Source organism: Formosimonas limnophila (assembly GCF_014652675.1).
GTDB lineage: Bacteria > Pseudomonadota > Gammaproteobacteria > Burkholderiales > Burkholderiaceae > Hydromonas > Hydromonas limnophila.
On the sequence record NZ_BMZG01000001.1, the window covers coordinates 255220 to 271695 of the forward strand.

The following is a 16476-nucleotide window of genomic DNA, read 5'->3' on the forward strand; positions in this document are numbered from 1 at the left end:
CGGTTTTTTAAAAACCTTTGCCAAACACGCTGCGTGTACCTGAGAGTACTTCGTGCAACGCGCGGCGGTCGTGGTTCATCAACGATGTGCCAAGCAAGGTCAGCCAATTAGCGAATACCAATAAAAAGCCTAACCCATAAAGATAGCCGGCGCCAGCACTGGTGATATTATCGCTGTGCCGCAGCACGAAAATCGTCAGTAATGCAGGCAAAATGCCCAACACGCAGGCGAATACATAACGCAACCAAGCTTGTTTGTAATTAATCGCTGATTTGATTGAGTTCTTGTCACTCGCAATGCGAATGTGCCAAGTTTTTTGTGCCAACGTCTGCCCGCTGTGCGTCCAGCAGTACGTGAAATAAATCCCAAAAACACCAAATAACACCCATTGCTTGATCCAGTCGGGGATGTTTAAGCCAGTAATGGTCGATACTATTTGCAACAACAAACCCGTGACAAAAAAAATGCCAAACAGTAAAACGAATTCGTATAAGCTGGCGCCGAGTCGGCGGGCGATGGAAGGGCTGGGCATGGGATTTGTGTTGGTTTGATAAACGCCCATTTTAACTCAAGTGACGTTGTGCATGGGCTGTTTGCTAACGTCAAATAGTTGATTCGTGTATGGATGAGTGTCGAAAATGAAAAGACGCGATGAATCGCGTCTTGGGTGTTAAATCTGCGAACTATATGATTTCACTTTTGCTCAATGAACATTTGCCATGATTTAGCACGGGTTTTGGCGTTGTTTTGGTCGTCATTTTTGAGCTGTTGGTTCACTTGCGAGCGTTGTTGATTTGACAAACTGGCCCACTCTTCCATGCGGGCTTGTGCGTTTTTTCGCTGCTCTGGTGTCATGTTTTTGAGTTGATTGACTCGTCCTAACCACTGTTGCCTCTGTGACTGAGGCAGTTGCTCCCATGTGGATTTCAGTGGTTGTAACATAACTTGTTCTGTTGCGGTTATCTGTCCCCAGTCCTGTGCATGGGCGACACCGCTGACGCTGCCATAGGTGATGACAAGGGCAAAGGCGATTTTGGTCAGAGCGAGGTGTTTAGGGTGTGTTACCATGAGAAAAGCCTGTTTTTTGGACGTGACCGTGAGCGGGTTGTTGCACGATTTTTTGGTTGAACTGGTTAAAGTCGTTGTCGAGATACGCTTGTAATGGAATCTCTTCGTTCAAAATGGCATCAATATTGGGCGCTACCGCTTCTGAGGTGGGGGTATTCATGAGTGCCATCGCGCTACTCATTTGCTGTTCATTATTTTGTGTCAGGCTGCGTTGTGAGGCAAAAATAGCTAGGAACAAGGCCGGAGCTATCACGATGGTTCGTGCGAACGTGGGTAAGCGTTGTAGCCAGCCAATCAAGCCATTCGCTGTGGTATCAATGCGCACCGCAGGTTTGTTCAGTTGTGAGAGGGCACGAACACGTGCCGCACGCAAACGCTCTGTGACATGATGCGGTAGCTCATCCACGGCCTCATTCAAATGAGCGCGCGTTAGTTGAATCGCTGTAGCAGTGCGGATGGCATCGAGGTTTAGTGTGTGCTGATTCATGATGTGATTCCTAATTCGCGTAGCTGATCGGCTAAGGTGTGAGCGGCGCGTGAGCAGTGGGTTTTGACACTACCCTCGGAGCAGCCCATGGCTTGGGCGGTATCAGTGACGCTGTAATCCTCCCAATAACGCAGCAAGAATGCTTCTCGTTGACGAGTTGGCAGCATTTTTATTAAATCTTCTAATAGATTGAGAATCTGTTCACGAGAGACCGTGGTCTCGGCTGATTCGGTTTGGCCGTTGGTATTTTTTGACAACAGCGATTCAAGTACATCAAAGCCCGCCTCATCGTCAGATGAGGATTCAAACATCGAAAACGTCGGCGTCCAGTGGTCACGAACTTTGTTTCGGCGAAAGTGATTGTGAATGGCGTTTTGCAAAATCCGTGTGAACAACATCGGCCATTCATTGGCGGGTTTGTCGCTGTAAGACTGTACCAGGCTGATCATGGCATCTTGGACAATGTCGAGCGCGTTTTCCTCATTGCGTACGGCATACAGCGCGTGCTTGTACGCACGACGCTCAACGCTGGCTAAGAAGTCGTCGAGCGTCTCGTGTATCACGCTGTCAACGGGGGTGGTTTTTTTGCTCATTTTAATAAAAGTATCCAACCGAGATTAAATATCTTTAACTTCGGTTAAATTCTGTTTGTATACGTATCCACGTTCTACGTATTGGGCGGCGTTGTGTGGCAGTTGAGCAATTTCTTCGTTTGTTAATGCACGCGCTAATTTTGCTGGTGAGCCAATAATCAACGAGCCATCGGGGAATGTTTTTCCTTCGGTGACCAATGCGCCAGCACCAACGATGCTGTTGTGGCCAATGACGGCGCGATTAAGAATGGTTGCTCCCATGCCGATAAGCGAGTTGTTGCCAATCGTGCAGCCATGCAATGTCACGCTGTGGCCAACTGTGACGTGGCTACCCACGTTCAGCGGGCAACCCATATCGGTGTGTAAAACGCTGTTTTCTTGAATATTGCTCGACTCACCAATCAAAATTGGCTCATTGTCTCCACGAAGCACTGCGCCATACCAGACATTGGCTCCTTTTGAGAGATGTACTCGGCCAATCAGAACGGCACTGGGGGCAACAAATGTGTCTTTGTGAAGCTCTGGCTGGTGGTCTTGATAACGATATAGTGTCATGACGGCTCCTAAGCAATCAAAAAGCTGTTATGGGCCAGTAGGGTTAATGCTTGATGTAAGTGGCTTTTGGGCTTTTTTTCGAGTGTAGACTCCTGAGTAGTTTGTTTTTGGGTCATGGCTGCCTTTGCAGTTAGATCAGGGAGGTGGTTGATTGATGAATTAGTTTCGTTTGTTGAAGTCGCTCATGACGCGTTGTTTTTCGCGTTGCCATTCACGGTCTTTTTCTGCATCACGTTTATCGTGCTGAGCCTTACCTCGTCCCAATGCGATCTCACATTTAATTTTACCGCGTGTGTAGTGTAAATCAAGAGGGATTAATGTAAAGCCTCTTTGTTCCACTTTGCCAATTAGGCGTTTGATTTCCTCGGCTTTGAGCAGCAGCTTGCGTGTGCGGGTTGAGTCAGGGTTGATGTGTGTTGAGGCACTGGCAAGCGCGCTGATGTGACCGCCCAGCAAAAACAACTCACCATTGCGAATGATGACATACGTGTCCTTGAGGTTCACTCGACCTGCGCGAATGGCTTTGACTTCCCAGCCTTGGAGCACGATACCTGCTTCATATTTTTCTTCGATGAAATAATCGTGAAAGGCTTTTTTGTTATTGGTGATGCTCATATTTTGGGTTTTCTGAAGATTTCATAATACAATGGCGCATTGTAGCAAAAATTGGATAAAAAATGCCCAAGGTTCACAAAACCGTTGTGTTACCGTATAGCGCACAACAAATGTATGATTTGGTTGAAAAAGTCGAAGATTACCCACAGTTCCTACCGTGGTGTGGTGGTGTGGTGGTTCATCAACGCTCCGAAACGTCTCTTGAGGCCACCATAACCATCGATTTCAAAGGTTTGCGGCAAATTTTTAGAACCAGCAATGTCAATGCGCCTCCTCGTAGCATGCACATGACATTTAAAGACGGGCCTTTTCGTCATTTCACGGGGCAGTGGCGTTTTGAACCGTTGGGTGAGTTAGAGCAGGGGGTTCGGGTGCGGTTTGACCTTGATTACGAATTTTCTAACAAGCTGGTTTCTTTGGCCATTGGTCCTGTGTTTGGCGTGATTGCCCAGACATTCATTGATGGTTTTGTTAAACGCGCTAAGGTTGTATATGGCTGAAACGCTTAATGTCTCTGTGATTTATGTCGATGAGCAACAGCAGAAGTTTGAAAAGCAGATGACATTGCCTATCTCCTCCTCCGTACGTGATGCAGTGGTGGCCAGTGGTATTTTGGATGACTATCCCGACTGGCGAATGGATGATTTATCTTTGGGGATTTATAGTCAGCGTGCCATGCTCGATGATGTATTGCATGAGGCTGACCGTATTGAAATTTATCGTCCTTTGCTGATAGATCCCAAAGACCGTCGTCGGAAAATAGTCAATCAGCAGCGTGACCCGAAAAAATGGCGACGTGTGCGAGCCTGAGAATGTTTGTGTCATGTGGGATGGGCAAAAATACAAAAAAGCGCTTGATGCGCTTTTTTGATTTTTCACAATAAAAGAATTTAAATAGTCCACTTCACCAACACTGCTCCCCAAGTAAAACCACCACCAAAAGCTGCAAGTACGAGGTTGTCACCTTTTTTCAACTGACTTTGCCATTCCCATAAGCATAAGGGGATTGTCGCTGCGGTGGTGTTTCCGTATTTGTGAATATTCAACATGACTTTTTCGGGTGCGAGGCCGATGCGATTTGCAGTGGCGTCAATGATGCGGCGATTTGCCTGGTGCGGCACCAGCCATGCAATGTCATCACCTGTCAGATGATTTCGTTCCAGCAACTCTGCGGCGGCATCCGCCATGCTTTTGACTGCGGCTCGAAACACAGGTTGGCCGTCTTGAAATATATAGTGCTCACGTGCCTTGACCGTTTCGATGGATGCAGGCTTGAGTGAGCCACCCGCTTTCATGTGCAAAAACTCCCGACCTGAACCATCGGTTTTTAGATTCGCATCAAGCACACCCAATCCCTCGTGAGAGGGTTCAAGTAGCACCGCACCCGCACCATCCCCAAATAAAATACAGGTGCTGCGGTCTGTGTAGTCAACAATTGCGCTCATCTTGTCCGCGCCGACCACCACCACTTTTTTGTAGCGTCCCGATTCGATAAGTGCCGTTCCCGTCGTCAAAGCAAATAAAAATCCAGAGCACGCTGCACCTAAATCAAACCCCCAAGCATTAACAGCCCCAATTTTGTCGCAAATGATATTGGCCGTCGCAGGAAATGTCATATCAGGGGTCACCGTCGCACAAATCAAGCAGTCAATTTCATCGGGTGAAATGCCTCGACGCTGACACAAGTCTAAAACAGCAGGCACAGCCAAATCAGATGTGCCCAAGCCGTCACCTCTAAGAATGCGACGTTCCTCAACACCTGCTCGAGTCCGTATCCACTCGTCATTGGTATCAACCATGGTTGATAGCTCAGTGTTGGTTAAGCGATATTCAGGGACAAATCCGCCGACGGCGGTTATGGCTGCTGTAGTTTTAGTGGTCATGGCTGGTTTGTTTTTGCTCGTGAATAGTCGACTGATTATAACGGAATGTTTGCCAATAAGTAGGGAAGTTTAAAGGCTGCTTTTGTCATACGAGTGAGACGGCTTGATGGGTTTTGCTGTTACAAAACCTCACTGTCACTAAGCGCCTATAGAGGCTGCTGCGATTTTTGGAGAACCAAAAAACTTGAAATGTCTCATTGATCTGATCTGCCCTCGAATTGACGGTTATTGACGGCGGTGGTAGTATTCGTTGTGCTTTGGTGGGTGGTAATTTGACTACGGCTGCGGTTAAAAATGGTTTTGCTGGAATTGTCGTGGATGGTGCTGTGCGTGATGTTGGTGAAATACAACCGCTGGCCATTGGTGTGCGTGCTTTGGCGCTACATCCATTGCGTGCAGTTAAACGAAACACGGGCGTTCGTGATTTGACTATTGTGGTTGCTGGTGTCACAGTACAACTGAATGACTGGATTTACGCGGATGCTGATGGGATATTGATCAGCCCAATGGCTTTGGTGTGATTCACAATCTGTTTTTCAATTATTTATTGAGCGTTAATGAAAAAAATATTTTTTTTTGATATAGACAACACTTTACTCGATCACACGACGAATCAGATTCCTGCCTCCGCGCTCCACGCCATTGAGGATTTGAAAAAGGCAGGGCATGTGGTGGCAATTGCGACAGGGCGGGGTTATGGGCATGCTGCAGAATTCATTGATTTGGTTCGGCCAGAATACGCCATTACCCAAAACGGCGCGCAAATCATGCATCGGCACGAGGTGATCGAAAAGAATCCGCTCAATCATAGTGAGCTGATGCGATTGTTTGAACTGATGATTGACAAAAATATCAGTTATGGCATCAGTGATGGGCTTGGTGGTCATGTGAGCTCTTTCGCGCAGGAAGTCATGAATGCGATGGAGTCTGTAGAGATTTCATTTCAACAAGATTTAAGATTTTATCAAGCACAGGATGTGTTCCAAGCTTGGATGTTCTTTCATGAGTCGCTTGATGATGTATTGATTCCCGAGTTGTTGGCGAGATTTCCAGACTTCGATTATGTGAGATGGCATGAGACGGCGATGGATGTTTTACCAAAAGGTATTAATAAACTCACGGGTTGCCAGACCGTTTTGCGTGTGGCGGGTATGACGACAAAACAAGCCTACGCCTTTGGCGATGGTTTAAATGATATAGAAATGCTGCAAGGTGTAGGTACAGGGGTTGCCGTTGGTAATGCACACCCACGCCTCAAAGCGGTGGCTGACCGACATGCCGACCATATTTCAAATGATGGTGTCGCCAAAATGGTTCGTCAATTACTCATTGAGTTTGAGCAATCCGTCGAGCAGATTGTCTTTACCCCTTAAACTCGCTATAATGCGCGCTTGTTTTGCGGGTGTAGTTCAATGGTAGAACGGCAGCTTCCCAAGCTTCATACGAGGGTTCGATTCCCTTCACCCGCTCCACAACCATAACATATATGGACAGATGGATGAGTGGTTTAAGTCGCACGCCTGGAAAGCGTGTGTAGGTTCATAGCCTACCGGGGGTTCGAATCCCCCTCTGTCCGCCACGGATTTTTAAGACGCGATTTATTCGCGTCTTTTATATTATTAAAAGAAGAGAAAATCTTCACAATTGGATAAACCAGAAAGATAATGATTATGTCTCATCAAACATTCAATACCATCATCCATGCACGTTGGTTACTCACTGTTGAGTCGAGCGAAATTTTGCAACACCACAGTGTGGCAATTAAAGACGGTCAAATTGCTGCGATTTCCCCCACAAATGAGACCTCAGATTGGGCGGCAGATGAGGTCATCACGCTTGATGAGCATGTATTGATGCCTGGTTTGATTAACCTGCACGGTCACTCTGCGATGACGCTTTTGCGCGGTTATGCGGATGATTTGCAACTCATGGATTGGCTGCACAACCACATTTGGCCTGCTGAAGGCAAGCACGTGGATGACGCATTTGTGTACGAAGGCAGTTTAATCGGCATGGCCGAGATGATTCGCTCTGGTACGACGACGATTAATGACATGTATTTTTACCACAGAGCGGTGGCACGAGCAGGCGCAGAGGCAGGGATGCGCACATTTGTCGGTTGCTCGATTTTAGAATTCCCAACCAATTACGCCCAAAACGCTGATGAGTACATTAGCAAGGCCATGGTGGAGCGCGAAGAGTACCTGAACAACGAGCTCATCACGTTCACACTCGCGCCTCATGCGCCGTACACCGTGTCGGATGAAACGTTCAAAAAAATCACCGACATTGCGCTCAAAAACGACATGCTGGTGCACTGCCACATCCACGAAACCATGGACGAGGTCAACGACAGTGTGCGTGACCATGGCAAACGACCGCTCGCGCGTTTGAACGACATCGGGTTTTTAGAAAATAAACTTATCGCCGCGCACATGGTGCATTTGACCGATGACGAAATCGCATTGACCGCTTCAAAAAATATCAGTATTGCGCACAATCCAAACTCCAACATGAAACTCGCCTCAGGCATCGCTCCGATAGCCCAAGCCATGGCAGCAGGTGTCAATGTCGGTATCGGCACAGACGGCGCTGCGTCAAACAATAAATTAGACATGCTCAACGAGACGCGCCAAGCCGCCTTGCTCGCCAAAGTCGGTACACTCAATCCAACTGACGTACCCGCATTCCAAGCCATTCAAATGGCAACGATTAATGGTGCAAAAGCACTGCACATGGTTGGTAAAACAGGCAGTATCAAAGTGGGCAAACAAGCCGATATCATCGCCATCAACATGGCTGCGTTAGAAACTGTGCCGACGTTTGACGTCATTTCGCACATTGTCTATGCCGCAGGGCGGGAGCACGTCACACACACATGGGTCAATGGCCAGTGCCTCATGAAACAGCGTCAATTGTTGACACTGGACGAGACAGCGTTAAAAGCCATGGCCAAAAAATGGCAAACCCGCATTGAGTCAAGCCGTTAAACAAAAGGCATGGGAGAAAAGCCCTAATTCATTGGCTAAGTACCCCATTTCGTTTACAATGGCGCGTTAATTAATCGCAAAAACAATGCACAATCGTGTGCATTTTTTATGACAGGAACCAACGAATGAAACCCATCAAAATCGGTATCGCAGGCACAGGCGTCGTCGCCAGTGGCGTCGTCAATATTCTCAAGCGCAACGCAGACGAAATCACGCGCAGAGCAGGGCGCGACATCGAGGTCATCGTTGTGTCATCACGCACCCGTGCCAAAGCCGAAGCACTGGTGGGTAATGATGTCCAAATCGTCAATGACATCATGGAGGTGGCGCGTCACCCTGACGTTGATATCGTTGTTGAAACCATGGGTGGCTACGAGCCAGCCAAATCATTTGTCTTAGAAGCCATCGCGCATGGCAAACACGTCGTCACCGCTAACAAAGCACTGCTCGCCGAACACGGTAACGAAATCTTCAAAGCTGCTCAGGACAAAGGCGTCACCGTCGCATTTGAAGCCGCAGTTGCGGGCGGTATCCCCGTGATTAAAGCCTTGCGCGAAGGTCTATCGGCCAACCGCATCGAATGGATTGCAGGCATTATCAACGGCACAACCAACTTCATCCTCACGCAAATGCGTGAAAAAGGCTGGACATTCGCCGACGCACTCAAAGTCGCGCAAGAGCTCGGCTACGCTGAAGCCGACCCGACTTTTGACGTTGAAGGTGTCGACGCCGCCCATAAAATTACCCTCATGAGCGCGCTCGCGTTCGGCGTACCGATTGACTTCAAAGCGGCCAGTATCGAAGGCATCAGTAAACTCGCCGCCGCTGACATCGCCTACGCTGAAAAATTCGGCTACCGCATCAAGCTCCTCGGCATCACGAAACGAGTATCAAACGGAACCACCGACGGCATCGAACTGCGCGTCCACCCAACCTTGATTCCAGAATCACGCCTCATCGCCAATGTGAATGGCGTCATGAACGCTGTATTAGTCAAAGGTGACGCCGTCGGCGCAACACTATACTACGGCGCAGGCGCAGGCTCTGAACCCACAGGCTCATCGGTCATCGCCGACCTCATCGACGTCACCCGTACTATCACGGCTGACCCAGAGCATCGCGTCCCGCACCTCGCATTCCAGCCTGATTCACTGGCAAGTATCCCCATGTTGCCGCTATCTGCTGTTAAAACTCGTTATTATTTGCGTCTAACTGCCCAAGATCGCACAGGCGTACTCGCCGACATCACCCGCATCCTCGCCAACCACGACATCTCCGTTGACGCCATGCTGCAAACTGAAGTGGACGATGCCACCAAAGAAGCCCACATTGTCATCATGACTCATGTGAGCCAAGAATCGAATGTGGATACGGCTGTGAGCGAAATCAAAGCACTTGCCAGCATCACAGGCGGAGTGGTCAAGCTCAGAGTGGAAGAGCTGGGTTAAAACCAGCTGAAACACATGTCAAGCCGGCAAATTGCCCGCTTTGCTGCGCCGCAGTAGCATGTTTTAATCATATTGTTAGATAACAAAAAGGCACGGTGAGAGCGAATGTTTGAACAAACTTTTAAAAACATTGACGACATACTGCACAAAGACGCAGGTTGCGGCAGCGAATTAGACTATGTGGAGCAGACTTCGTGGGTTTTGTTTCTTAAATACTTGGATGACTTAGAAAAAGACCGAGCTACCGCAGCCGAGCTGAGGGGTAAAACCTACACGCCCATCATTGAGGCTGCTTACCAATGGGCAGCTTGGGCGATGCCAAAAGCGCAGGATGGCAAGCTCGATCACCAAAAAGCGCTGACAGGCGACGACCTCACCGACTTTGTCAACAACAAACTCTTTCCTTACCTCAAAAAGTTTAAGCAAAGTGCCGAAAGTGCCGACACCATTGAATACAAAATTGGCGAAATTTTCAGCGAACTGAAAAACCGCATACAAAGTGGCTACAATTTGCGTGAAGTGATTAACCGCATTGACGAGTTGCGTTTCCGCACTCACGCAGAGAAACACGAAATGAGCCATCTGTATGAAGACAAAATCAAAAACATGGGCAATGCAGGGCGAAACGGTGGCGAATATTACACGCCCAGACCGCTCATTACGACCATTGTAAAAGTGGTTGCCCCAAAAATCGGTGACACAATTTATGACGGTGCTTGTGGTTCGGCGGGCTTCTTATGCGAAGCGTTTAATTATCTGAAATCACATAAATTACTTTCCACCAAAGAAACCGAGATACTCCAAAAGGAAACGTTTTTCGGTAAAGAGAAAAAATCATTGGCGTATATCATTGGCATTATGAATATGATTTTGCACGGTGTGGAAGCGCCCAACATCATCCACACCAATACGCTTGCCGAAAACCTTGCCGACATACAGGAAAAAGACCGCTTTGATGTGGTGCTGGCCAATCCGCCTTTTGGTGGCAAGGAACGTGCCGAAGTGCAACAAAACTTCCCGATAAAAACAGGCGAAACTGCTTCACTTTTTTTGCAGCACTTCATTAAAATTTTAAAAGCAGGTGGCAAGGCAGGGGTGGTCATCAAAAACACCTTTTTGAGCAATACCGACAACGCCACGGTGGCGATTCGCAAACATTTGCTGGAAACCTGCAACCTGCATACCGTGTTGGATTTACCCGGCGGCACGTTTACCGGCGCGGGAGTCAAAACGGTGGTACTGTTCTTTGAAAAAGGTCAGCCTACGCAAAATGTCTGGTTTTATCAGCTCAACCTTGACCGCAATTTGGGCAAGACCAACCCACTTAACGAAAACGATTTGGCAGAATTTGTTGAACTGCAAAAAACTTATTTGAGCAGCGAAAACTCATGGACGATGGATATAAAGGACATTGATCAAAGCACGTTTGACCTAAGTGTCAAAAACCCAAATAAAAAGGAAGAAGCAACACTGCGCCCACCACAAGCCATTTTGGAAGAAATGAAAGCCTTGGATATTGAGAGTGCAAAAATTTTAGGTTCAATACTCGATTTGATTAAATAGGAGCGTCCCATGACTGACATACGCTGGAAGCAACGATTCAATAATTTTATTCGAGCATTTGGTAATCTACAATCCGCTATTGTTCTATCGAATCAGCGAGCCTTAAGTGATTTGGAAAAGCAAGGCTTGATTCAAGCATTCGAGTTCACCCATGAGCTGGCATGGAATGTTTTAAAGGATTATTTAGAGGAACAAGGTTTTACCGACATTATTGGCTCTAAAAATGCCGCCCGCAAAGCCTTTAATCAAAACCTCGTACGCGATGGACAAGCTTGGATGGATATGGTGGATGCACGCAATAAGACCGTACACGCCTATCGCATAGATATTGCCACTGAGGTTTATAACGACATCGTTGAAAGGTTTTACCCTGCGTTTAATCAGTTTAAAGATGAGTTTAACAAAAGGTATGAGCAAGAATGATGCCGAATCATGGACTTCCCAGCCAAACGACCCAATCCATCAAAGAAATACTGAGCCAATATCCTCAAGTTGAAAAAGCGATGTTGTACGGCTCACGCGCCAAAGGCACATTTAAAAATGGCTCTGACATTGATCTGTGCCTGATCGGTGAGCAGATTGATGATGCTTTGGTGGGTGAAATTGCCAGTGAATTAGACGACTCGTCGATACCATACACCGTTGATTTATCGGCGTTTCATTTGCTCGACCACGCCAAACTGCGGGAACACATCGAGCGCGTGGGTGTGGTGTTTTATGAGAGGGTAGTAGGTGGGTTGCCAGAGGGTTGGGAAATAAAGAAGTTGGGGGAAGTTTGTGATGTAGTTGGTGGCGGAACGCCTTCAAAAAAGAATTTGAAATTCTATGAAGGAGATATTTTATGGGCAACAGTTCGAGATATGAAATCTGAAATTATCTCTGATACTGAATTCAAAATAACGGAAGAAGCAGTAAAGAAAAGTTCAACGAATATTATCCCGAAGGGCAATGTCATAATTGCAACAAGGGTTGGTTTGGGTAAAGTTTGTCTTATCGAAAAGGATACAGCAATCAATCAAGATTTGCGTGGTATAGTCCCAAAGAAATCTAAACAACTTGACAAAGGATTTCTATTTCAATGGTTCAAAAGCATTTCACATTTAATCGTTGAAGAAGGAACAGGAGCTACTGTGCAGGGGGTGAAACTACCTTTTATAAAAGATTTGCAAATCCCCCTTCCGCCTCTCCCCGAACAACAACGCATTGTTTCCATATTAGATGAAGCCTTTGCCGCCATAGCCAAGGCAAAAGCCAATGCCGAACAAAACCTCAAAAACGCCAAAGAACTTTTTGAAAGCTATTTGCAGGGGGTGTTTGAGAAAAAGGGTGATGGTTGGGAAGAAAAGACAATCGGAGAAATTGGAAATTCCAAAATGTGCAAGAGAATTTTCAAGGAACAAACAACAACCGTTGGAGATATTCCATTTTATAAAATTGGCACTTTCGGGAAAGAGCCAGATGCTTACATTTCAAAAGACATTTATGATGAATTCCGAGCAAAATATTCATTCCCTAAAAAAGGTGATGTTTTGATTTCTGCATCAGGAACAATCGGTAGGCGTGTAAGATATGACGGAGAACCAGCATACTTTCAAGATTCAAATATTGTGTGGATTGAAAATGACGAAAAGCAAGTATCAAATGACTTTCTATTTGAATTTTACGGAGCTTGTAATTGGGGGGCAACTAAAGGAGCAACGATTTCAAGATTGTATAACGACAATTTGAAAAGTATTAAAATTAGTTTCCCAAAATCAGTAGAAGACCAACAAACCATCGTCCGCCAATTATATGCCCTGCGAGCCGAAACGCAAAAGCTGGAAGCCGTGTATCAAAAGAAAATTGCTGACTTAGAAGAACTAAAAAAATCCATCTTGCAAAAAGCGTTTGCTGGGCAATTAAAAACAGCCGAGGACGCGACATGAATGACATTTTGATTTATCAAACCGCAGACAACACCACACAGGTGGAAGTGCAATTCGAGGGTGAAAATTTTTGGCTGTCTCAGGAGCAGATTGCGCAGTTATTTGAGCGAGACAGAACGGTGGTCAGCAAACACTTGCGCAATATTTTTAAAGAAGGTGAACTTGATGAAGCAGTGGTATGTGCAAATTTTGCACATACCACGCAACATGGCGCAATTGCTGATAAAACCCAGTCAAAATCGGTGAAATACTACAATTTAGACGCTATTTTGTCAGTGGGCTACCGCGTGAACTCCAAACGCGGCACACAATTTCGCCAATGGGCGAGCGCTCGTTTGAAAGATTATTTGGTACAGGGCTACGCCATCAACCAAAAGCGACTTGACGAGTTGGGGCAAATGGTGCGTTTGATCGAGCAAACCGCGCAGAGCGACGGTGTGGCAGGCAGCGAGGCCAAGGGCTTGCTCGATATTTTAAGCCATTATACGAAAACCTTTGTGTTGCTTAACCAGTTTGACAGCCATAATTTGCCCAATGACCATTTGACGGCGCACATCAGCTACGAAATACAGTACGATGAAGCCAAAGCGGCGATTGCGGAGCTAAAAACTCAGTTGATGGCGAAAAACGAGGCCACGGAGTTATTTGGTCGGGAAAAAGATGAGAGCTTTGCAAGCTCCTTATCGGCGGTGGTGCAGTCGTTTGGTGGGCAGTATTTGTACCCGAGTATTGAGGAGCAGGCAGCGCATTTGCTGTACTTTGTCATTAAAAATCATTCATTTAACGATGGCAATAAGCGGATTGGGGCGTTTTTGTTCATTTGGTTTTTAGAGAAAAACAAGCACCGATTCAAACGCAGTGGCGAGCTAAAAATCAATGACAATGCGCTGGTGGCGATTGCGTTGCTGGTGGCGCAAAGCGCACCGAATGACAAAGATTTGATGATTCAACTGATTGTGAACCTGATTAGGGATGAGGTATGAACGAGGCACAAACCAGAGCAGAGTTGATTGACCCTAAGCTGCGCGCCTGCGGCTGGGGCGTTGTGGATGGCTCTCAGATTCTTCGGGAGGAGAAAGCCCGCATCACTGATGGAAAAATCCAAACCAGCGGTGGCAGAGGCAAAGGCCTGACAGCGGATTATATTCTGGTGTACAAAGGCATTAAGCTGGCAGTGGTTGAAGCCAAAAGCGATGAGCTGGATGTGGGCGAAGGCGTGATGCAGGCCAAGCTGTATGCCGAAAAGCTACAATTAGAAACCACGTACAGCACCAACGGCAAAGAGATTTATCAAATCTGTATGAAAACGGGCGTTGAGGGCTTGGTGGAGGACTTTTTAAGCCCTGATGCGTTGTGGCAGAAGACTTTTTCAGAACAAAATGAGTGGCGTGAGCGATTCGCCAATGTGCCGTTTGAAGACAAAAGCGGTAGCTGGCAGCTGCGTTATTATCAAGAAATCGCGGTTCAGCGAACGGTAGAGGCGATTGCACAGAACAAAGATCGAATTTTACTGACCCTTGCCACTGGCACGGGCAAAACGGCGATTGCCTTTCAAATTGCGTGGAAACTGTTTCAAACTCGTTGGAATTTAAAGCGAGACGGCAACCGCAGACCGAGGATTCTATTTTTAGCCGACCGTAACGTACTGGCTGACCAAGCTTACAATTCGTTTTCGGCATTTCCTGATGATGCTTTGGTGCGAATCAAGCCCAATGAAATAAAGAAAAATGGAAAAGTGCCCACCAACGGCAGCATCTTTTTTAGTATTTTTCAAACTTTTATGAGTGGCACGGATGCAGAGGGAAAACCTGCACCGTACTTTGGCGAGTATCCCGCTGATTATTTTGATTTGATTGTCATCGATGAGTGCCACCGTGGCGGTGCGAATGATGAGGGAAATTGGCGCGGTATTTTAGAATATTTTAGCTCGGCAGTTCAGCTGGGCTTAACAGCTACGCCCAAACGCGCGGATAATGTAGATACGTATCAATACTTTGGTGAGCCTGTTTATGTCTATTCGCTCAAAGATGGCATCAATGATGGCTTCTTGACGCCATTTAAGGTCAAACGCATTAAAACCAGCTTTGCAGATGGCTATACCTACACAGGTGACGACGAAGTCATTGAGGGTGAAGTGGCTCAAGGACAAGAGTTTAAACAAACGGAATACAACAAAGCGTTGTTTATAGAAGCCTACGAGCAATACAACATCAAAGTGCTGTTAGAGGAAATCAACCAAAAAGAAAAAACCATTATTTTTTGTGCCAGTCAACAACACGCCGCTTATGTTCGAGATTTGATCAATCAAAACGCGAAGGATAAAAATCCGTTGTATTGCGTTAGGGTCACCGCTCATGACGGCGAGCAAGGTGAGCAGTATTTGCGTGAGTTTCAGGATAATGAAAAATCCATTCCCACCATTTTAACCACTTCGCAAAAACTCAGCACTGGCGTGGATGCGCGGAACGTTCGTAACGTGGTTTTACTCAGACCTGTCGGCTCAATGATTGAGTTTAAGCAAATCGTGGGGCGCGGGACTCGGCTGTTTGACGGTAAAGATTTTTTCACCATTTATGATTTCTTTGACAACTATAAACATTTTAAAGATAAAGAATGGGATGGTGAGCCTGAAGAGCAATCAGAGGACGGTCATTTGCAAACAAAAAAACAAATTGACTCGCTTTCATCTCAAAAACCAAAAGAAGAGAAAGAACGCCAGCAAGCCATCAAAATCAAATTGCGTAGCGGTAAAGTTTTTGAGTTGAAACACTTTGTGACCACTGCATTTCTAAATTCGGAGGGTAATCCTATTTCTGCCGAAGAATTTTTGCAAAACATTTACGGCCAATTGCCACAGTTTTTCAAAGACGAGCATGAGTTGCGAGAGCTTTGGAGTCAGCCTGCGACAAGAAAAGCTTTTTTAGATAAGCTCAAAGACGAGGGGTATTCAAAAGAGGTTTTGTCTGAGCTGCAACGCTTGGTTAATATGGAAAAAAGTGATTTGTATGATGTATTGGAATATGTCTATCGCCACTTTGACTACGATGCACCTACACGAGAAAAACGAGCTAAAGCAGCAGAAGTGACGATGTTTAGTGTGCTTAACGATAACCAAAAAGAGTTCATCTTATTCGTGTTGAGCCAATACGTCGAAACAGGTGTCGATGAGCTTGACCAAGAAAAGTTGCCTATTTTGTTGGCAAATAAATATCAATCACTGGAGGATGCCAAAACAATTTTGGGTGATGTGGCAAATATCAGTCGGTTGTTTGTTGATTTTCAAAAACATTTGTACCAAGAAGTAGTCGCTTAGGCTGTGTTTGGATGGTATAAAATATTGATTAATTAA

General features: G+C 46.4%; 17 protein-coding genes, 2 tRNA genes and 1 pseudogene. 13 read left to right on the forward strand and 7 right to left on the reverse strand.

What is annotated here, in order from left to right; translation table 11 throughout:
- Positions 1 to 7: 7 nt before the first annotated feature.
- The 6 genes and pseudogenes from IE082_RS01145 to smpB all read right to left on the reverse strand — a co-directional run.
- Positions 8 to 562: an RDD family protein gene (locus IE082_RS01145; protein ID WP_229809660.1), complete on the reverse strand. Its 555-nt coding sequence runs from the start codon at positions 560 to 562 to the stop codon at positions 8 to 10.
- A gap of 131 nt (positions 563 to 693) precedes the next feature.
- Complete coding sequence (locus tag IE082_RS01150) at positions 694 to 1068, reverse strand: DUF3106 domain-containing protein (RefSeq protein WP_189490488.1); 375 nt, start codon at positions 1066 to 1068, stop codon at positions 694 to 696.
- Complete coding sequence (locus IE082_RS01155; protein WP_189490489.1) at positions 1052 to 1555, reverse strand: DUF3619 family protein; 504 nt, start codon at positions 1553 to 1555, stop codon at positions 1052 to 1054. Before IE082_RS01155 ends, IE082_RS01150 begins: the two co-directional genes overlap by 17 nt.
- Complete coding sequence (locus IE082_RS01160) at positions 1552 to 2148, reverse strand: RNA polymerase sigma factor (RefSeq protein ID WP_189490491.1); 597 nt, start codon at positions 2146 to 2148, stop codon at positions 1552 to 1554. Before IE082_RS01160 ends, IE082_RS01155 begins: the two co-directional genes overlap by 4 nt.
- Before the next feature lie 24 nt (positions 2149 to 2172).
- Positions 2173 to 2703, reverse strand: coding sequence for a gamma carbonic anhydrase family protein (locus IE082_RS01165; RefSeq protein WP_189490493.1), 531 nt, complete (start codon positions 2701 to 2703; stop codon positions 2173 to 2175).
- 159 nt (positions 2704 to 2862) lie between these two features.
- Positions 2863 to 3321, reverse strand: a pseudogene (gene smpB, locus IE082_RS01170) (SsrA-binding protein SmpB); the annotation flags it as partial.
- A 59-nt stretch (positions 3322 to 3380) separates the two neighbouring features.
- Here smpB and IE082_RS01175 point away from each other — a divergent pair.
- Positions 3381 to 3818 carry a type II toxin-antitoxin system RatA family toxin gene (locus IE082_RS01175; RefSeq protein ID WP_189490497.1) on the forward strand — a complete coding sequence of 146 codons (438 nt, stop codon included), beginning with the start codon at positions 3381 to 3383 and terminating at the stop codon, positions 3816 to 3818.
- Entirely contained in the window at positions 3811 to 4128 is a 318-nt protein-coding gene (locus tag IE082_RS01180; RefSeq protein WP_189490499.1) for an RnfH family protein, read from the forward strand. Before IE082_RS01175 ends, IE082_RS01180 begins: the two co-directional genes overlap by 8 nt.
- Before the next feature lie 80 nt (positions 4129 to 4208).
- On the opposite strand, the gene IE082_RS01185 is transcribed toward IE082_RS01180, so the two are convergent.
- Positions 4209 to 5201: a beta-ketoacyl-ACP synthase III gene (locus tag IE082_RS01185; RefSeq protein WP_189490501.1), complete on the reverse strand. Its 993-nt coding sequence runs from the start codon at positions 5199 to 5201 to the stop codon at positions 4209 to 4211.
- A 218-nt stretch (positions 5202 to 5419) separates the two neighbouring features.
- Here IE082_RS01185 and IE082_RS01190 point away from each other — a divergent pair, with 218 nt between their 5' ends.
- The 11 genes from IE082_RS01190 (at position 5420) to hsdR (ending at position 16440) form a co-directional block, all read left to right on the forward strand.
- On the forward strand, positions 5420 to 5722 hold the full coding sequence (locus IE082_RS01190) for an RraA family protein (RefSeq protein WP_189490503.1): 303 nt from the start codon (positions 5420 to 5422) through the stop codon (positions 5720 to 5722).
- Positions 5723 to 5758: 36 nt separating this feature from the next.
- Positions 5759 to 6574, forward strand: a complete 816-nt coding sequence (locus IE082_RS01195) for a Cof-type HAD-IIB family hydrolase (RefSeq protein WP_189490504.1) — start codon at positions 5759 to 5761, stop codon at positions 6572 to 6574.
- A gap of 25 nt (positions 6575 to 6599) precedes the next feature.
- Positions 6600 to 6673: transfer RNA gene (locus IE082_RS01200), tRNA-Gly, on the forward strand.
- 16 nt (positions 6674 to 6689) lie between these two features.
- A tRNA-Ser gene (locus IE082_RS01205) sits at positions 6690 to 6780 on the forward strand.
- Positions 6781 to 6871: 91 nt separating this feature from the next.
- Positions 6872 to 8191, forward strand: a complete 1320-nt coding sequence (locus tag IE082_RS01210) for a TRZ/ATZ family hydrolase (RefSeq protein WP_189490506.1) — start codon at positions 6872 to 6874, stop codon at positions 8189 to 8191.
- A 125-nt stretch (positions 8192 to 8316) separates the two neighbouring features.
- Positions 8317 to 9639, forward strand: coding sequence for a homoserine dehydrogenase (locus IE082_RS01215; protein ID WP_189490508.1), 1323 nt, complete (start codon positions 8317 to 8319; stop codon positions 9637 to 9639).
- A gap of 105 nt (positions 9640 to 9744) precedes the next feature.
- On the forward strand, positions 9745 to 11202 hold the full coding sequence (locus tag IE082_RS01220) for a class I SAM-dependent DNA methyltransferase (protein ID WP_189490510.1): 1458 nt from the start codon (positions 9745 to 9747) through the stop codon (positions 11200 to 11202).
- 9 nt (positions 11203 to 11211) lie between these two features.
- Positions 11212 to 11625: a nucleotidyltransferase substrate binding protein gene (locus tag IE082_RS01225; RefSeq protein WP_189490512.1), complete on the forward strand. Its 414-nt coding sequence runs from the start codon at positions 11212 to 11214 to the stop codon at positions 11623 to 11625.
- Positions 11622 to 13127 carry a restriction endonuclease subunit S gene (locus IE082_RS01230; protein WP_189490514.1) on the forward strand — a complete coding sequence of 502 codons (1506 nt, stop codon included), beginning with the start codon at positions 11622 to 11624 and terminating at the stop codon, positions 13125 to 13127. The genes IE082_RS01225 and IE082_RS01230 overlap by 4 nt, the downstream gene beginning before the upstream one ends.
- Positions 13124 to 14110, forward strand: coding sequence for a virulence RhuM family protein/type II toxin-antitoxin system death-on-curing family toxin (locus IE082_RS01235; RefSeq protein WP_189490516.1), 987 nt, complete (start codon positions 13124 to 13126; stop codon positions 14108 to 14110). Before IE082_RS01230 ends, IE082_RS01235 begins: the two co-directional genes overlap by 4 nt.
- Positions 14107 to 16440, forward strand: coding sequence for an EcoAI/FtnUII family type I restriction enzme subunit R (hsdR, locus tag IE082_RS01240; protein ID WP_189490518.1), 2334 nt, complete (start codon positions 14107 to 14109; stop codon positions 16438 to 16440). Before IE082_RS01235 ends, hsdR begins: the two co-directional genes overlap by 4 nt.
- Positions 16441 to 16476 lie beyond the last annotated feature (36 nt).

Excerpts from the sequence above, each read along its gene's own strand:
- IE082_RS01145 (WP_229809660.1), bottom strand. The coding sequence starts at position 562 with ATGGGCGTTTATCAAACCAACACAAATCCCATGCCCAGCCCTTCCATC.
- IE082_RS01150 (WP_189490488.1), bottom strand. The coding sequence starts at position 1,068 with ATGGTAACACACCCTAAACACCTCGCTCTGACCAAAATCGCCTTTGCC.
- IE082_RS01155 (WP_189490489.1), bottom strand. The coding sequence starts at position 1,555 with ATGAATCAGCACACACTAAACCTCGATGCCATCCGCACTGCTACAGCG.
- IE082_RS01160 (WP_189490491.1), bottom strand. The coding sequence starts at position 2,148 with ATGAGCAAAAAAACCACCCCCGTTGACAGCGTGATACACGAGACGCTC.
- IE082_RS01165 (WP_189490493.1), bottom strand. The coding sequence starts at position 2,703 with ATGACACTATATCGTTATCAAGACCACCAGCCAGAGCTTCACAAAGAC.
- IE082_RS01175 (WP_189490497.1), top strand. The coding sequence starts at position 3,381 with ATGCCCAAGGTTCACAAAACCGTTGTGTTACCGTATAGCGCACAACAA.
- IE082_RS01180 (WP_189490499.1), top strand. The coding sequence starts at position 3,811 with ATGGCTGAAACGCTTAATGTCTCTGTGATTTATGTCGATGAGCAACAG.
- IE082_RS01185 (WP_189490501.1), bottom strand. The coding sequence starts at position 5,201 with ATGACCACTAAAACTACAGCAGCCATAACCGCCGTCGGCGGATTTGTC.
- IE082_RS01195 (WP_189490504.1), top strand. The coding sequence starts at position 5,759 with ATGAAAAAAATATTTTTTTTTGATATAGACAACACTTTACTCGATCAC.
- IE082_RS01210 (WP_189490506.1), top strand. The coding sequence starts at position 6,872 with ATGTCTCATCAAACATTCAATACCATCATCCATGCACGTTGGTTACTC.
- IE082_RS01215 (WP_189490508.1), top strand. The coding sequence starts at position 8,317 with ATGAAACCCATCAAAATCGGTATCGCAGGCACAGGCGTCGTCGCCAGT.
- IE082_RS01220 (WP_189490510.1), top strand. The coding sequence starts at position 9,745 with ATGTTTGAACAAACTTTTAAAAACATTGACGACATACTGCACAAAGAC.
- IE082_RS01225 (WP_189490512.1), top strand. The coding sequence starts at position 11,212 with ATGACTGACATACGCTGGAAGCAACGATTCAATAATTTTATTCGAGCA.
- IE082_RS01230 (WP_189490514.1), top strand. The coding sequence starts at position 11,622 with ATGATGCCGAATCATGGACTTCCCAGCCAAACGACCCAATCCATCAAA.
- IE082_RS01235 (WP_189490516.1), top strand. The coding sequence starts at position 13,124 with ATGAATGACATTTTGATTTATCAAACCGCAGACAACACCACACAGGTG.
- hsdR (WP_189490518.1), top strand. The coding sequence starts at position 14,107 with ATGAACGAGGCACAAACCAGAGCAGAGTTGATTGACCCTAAGCTGCGC.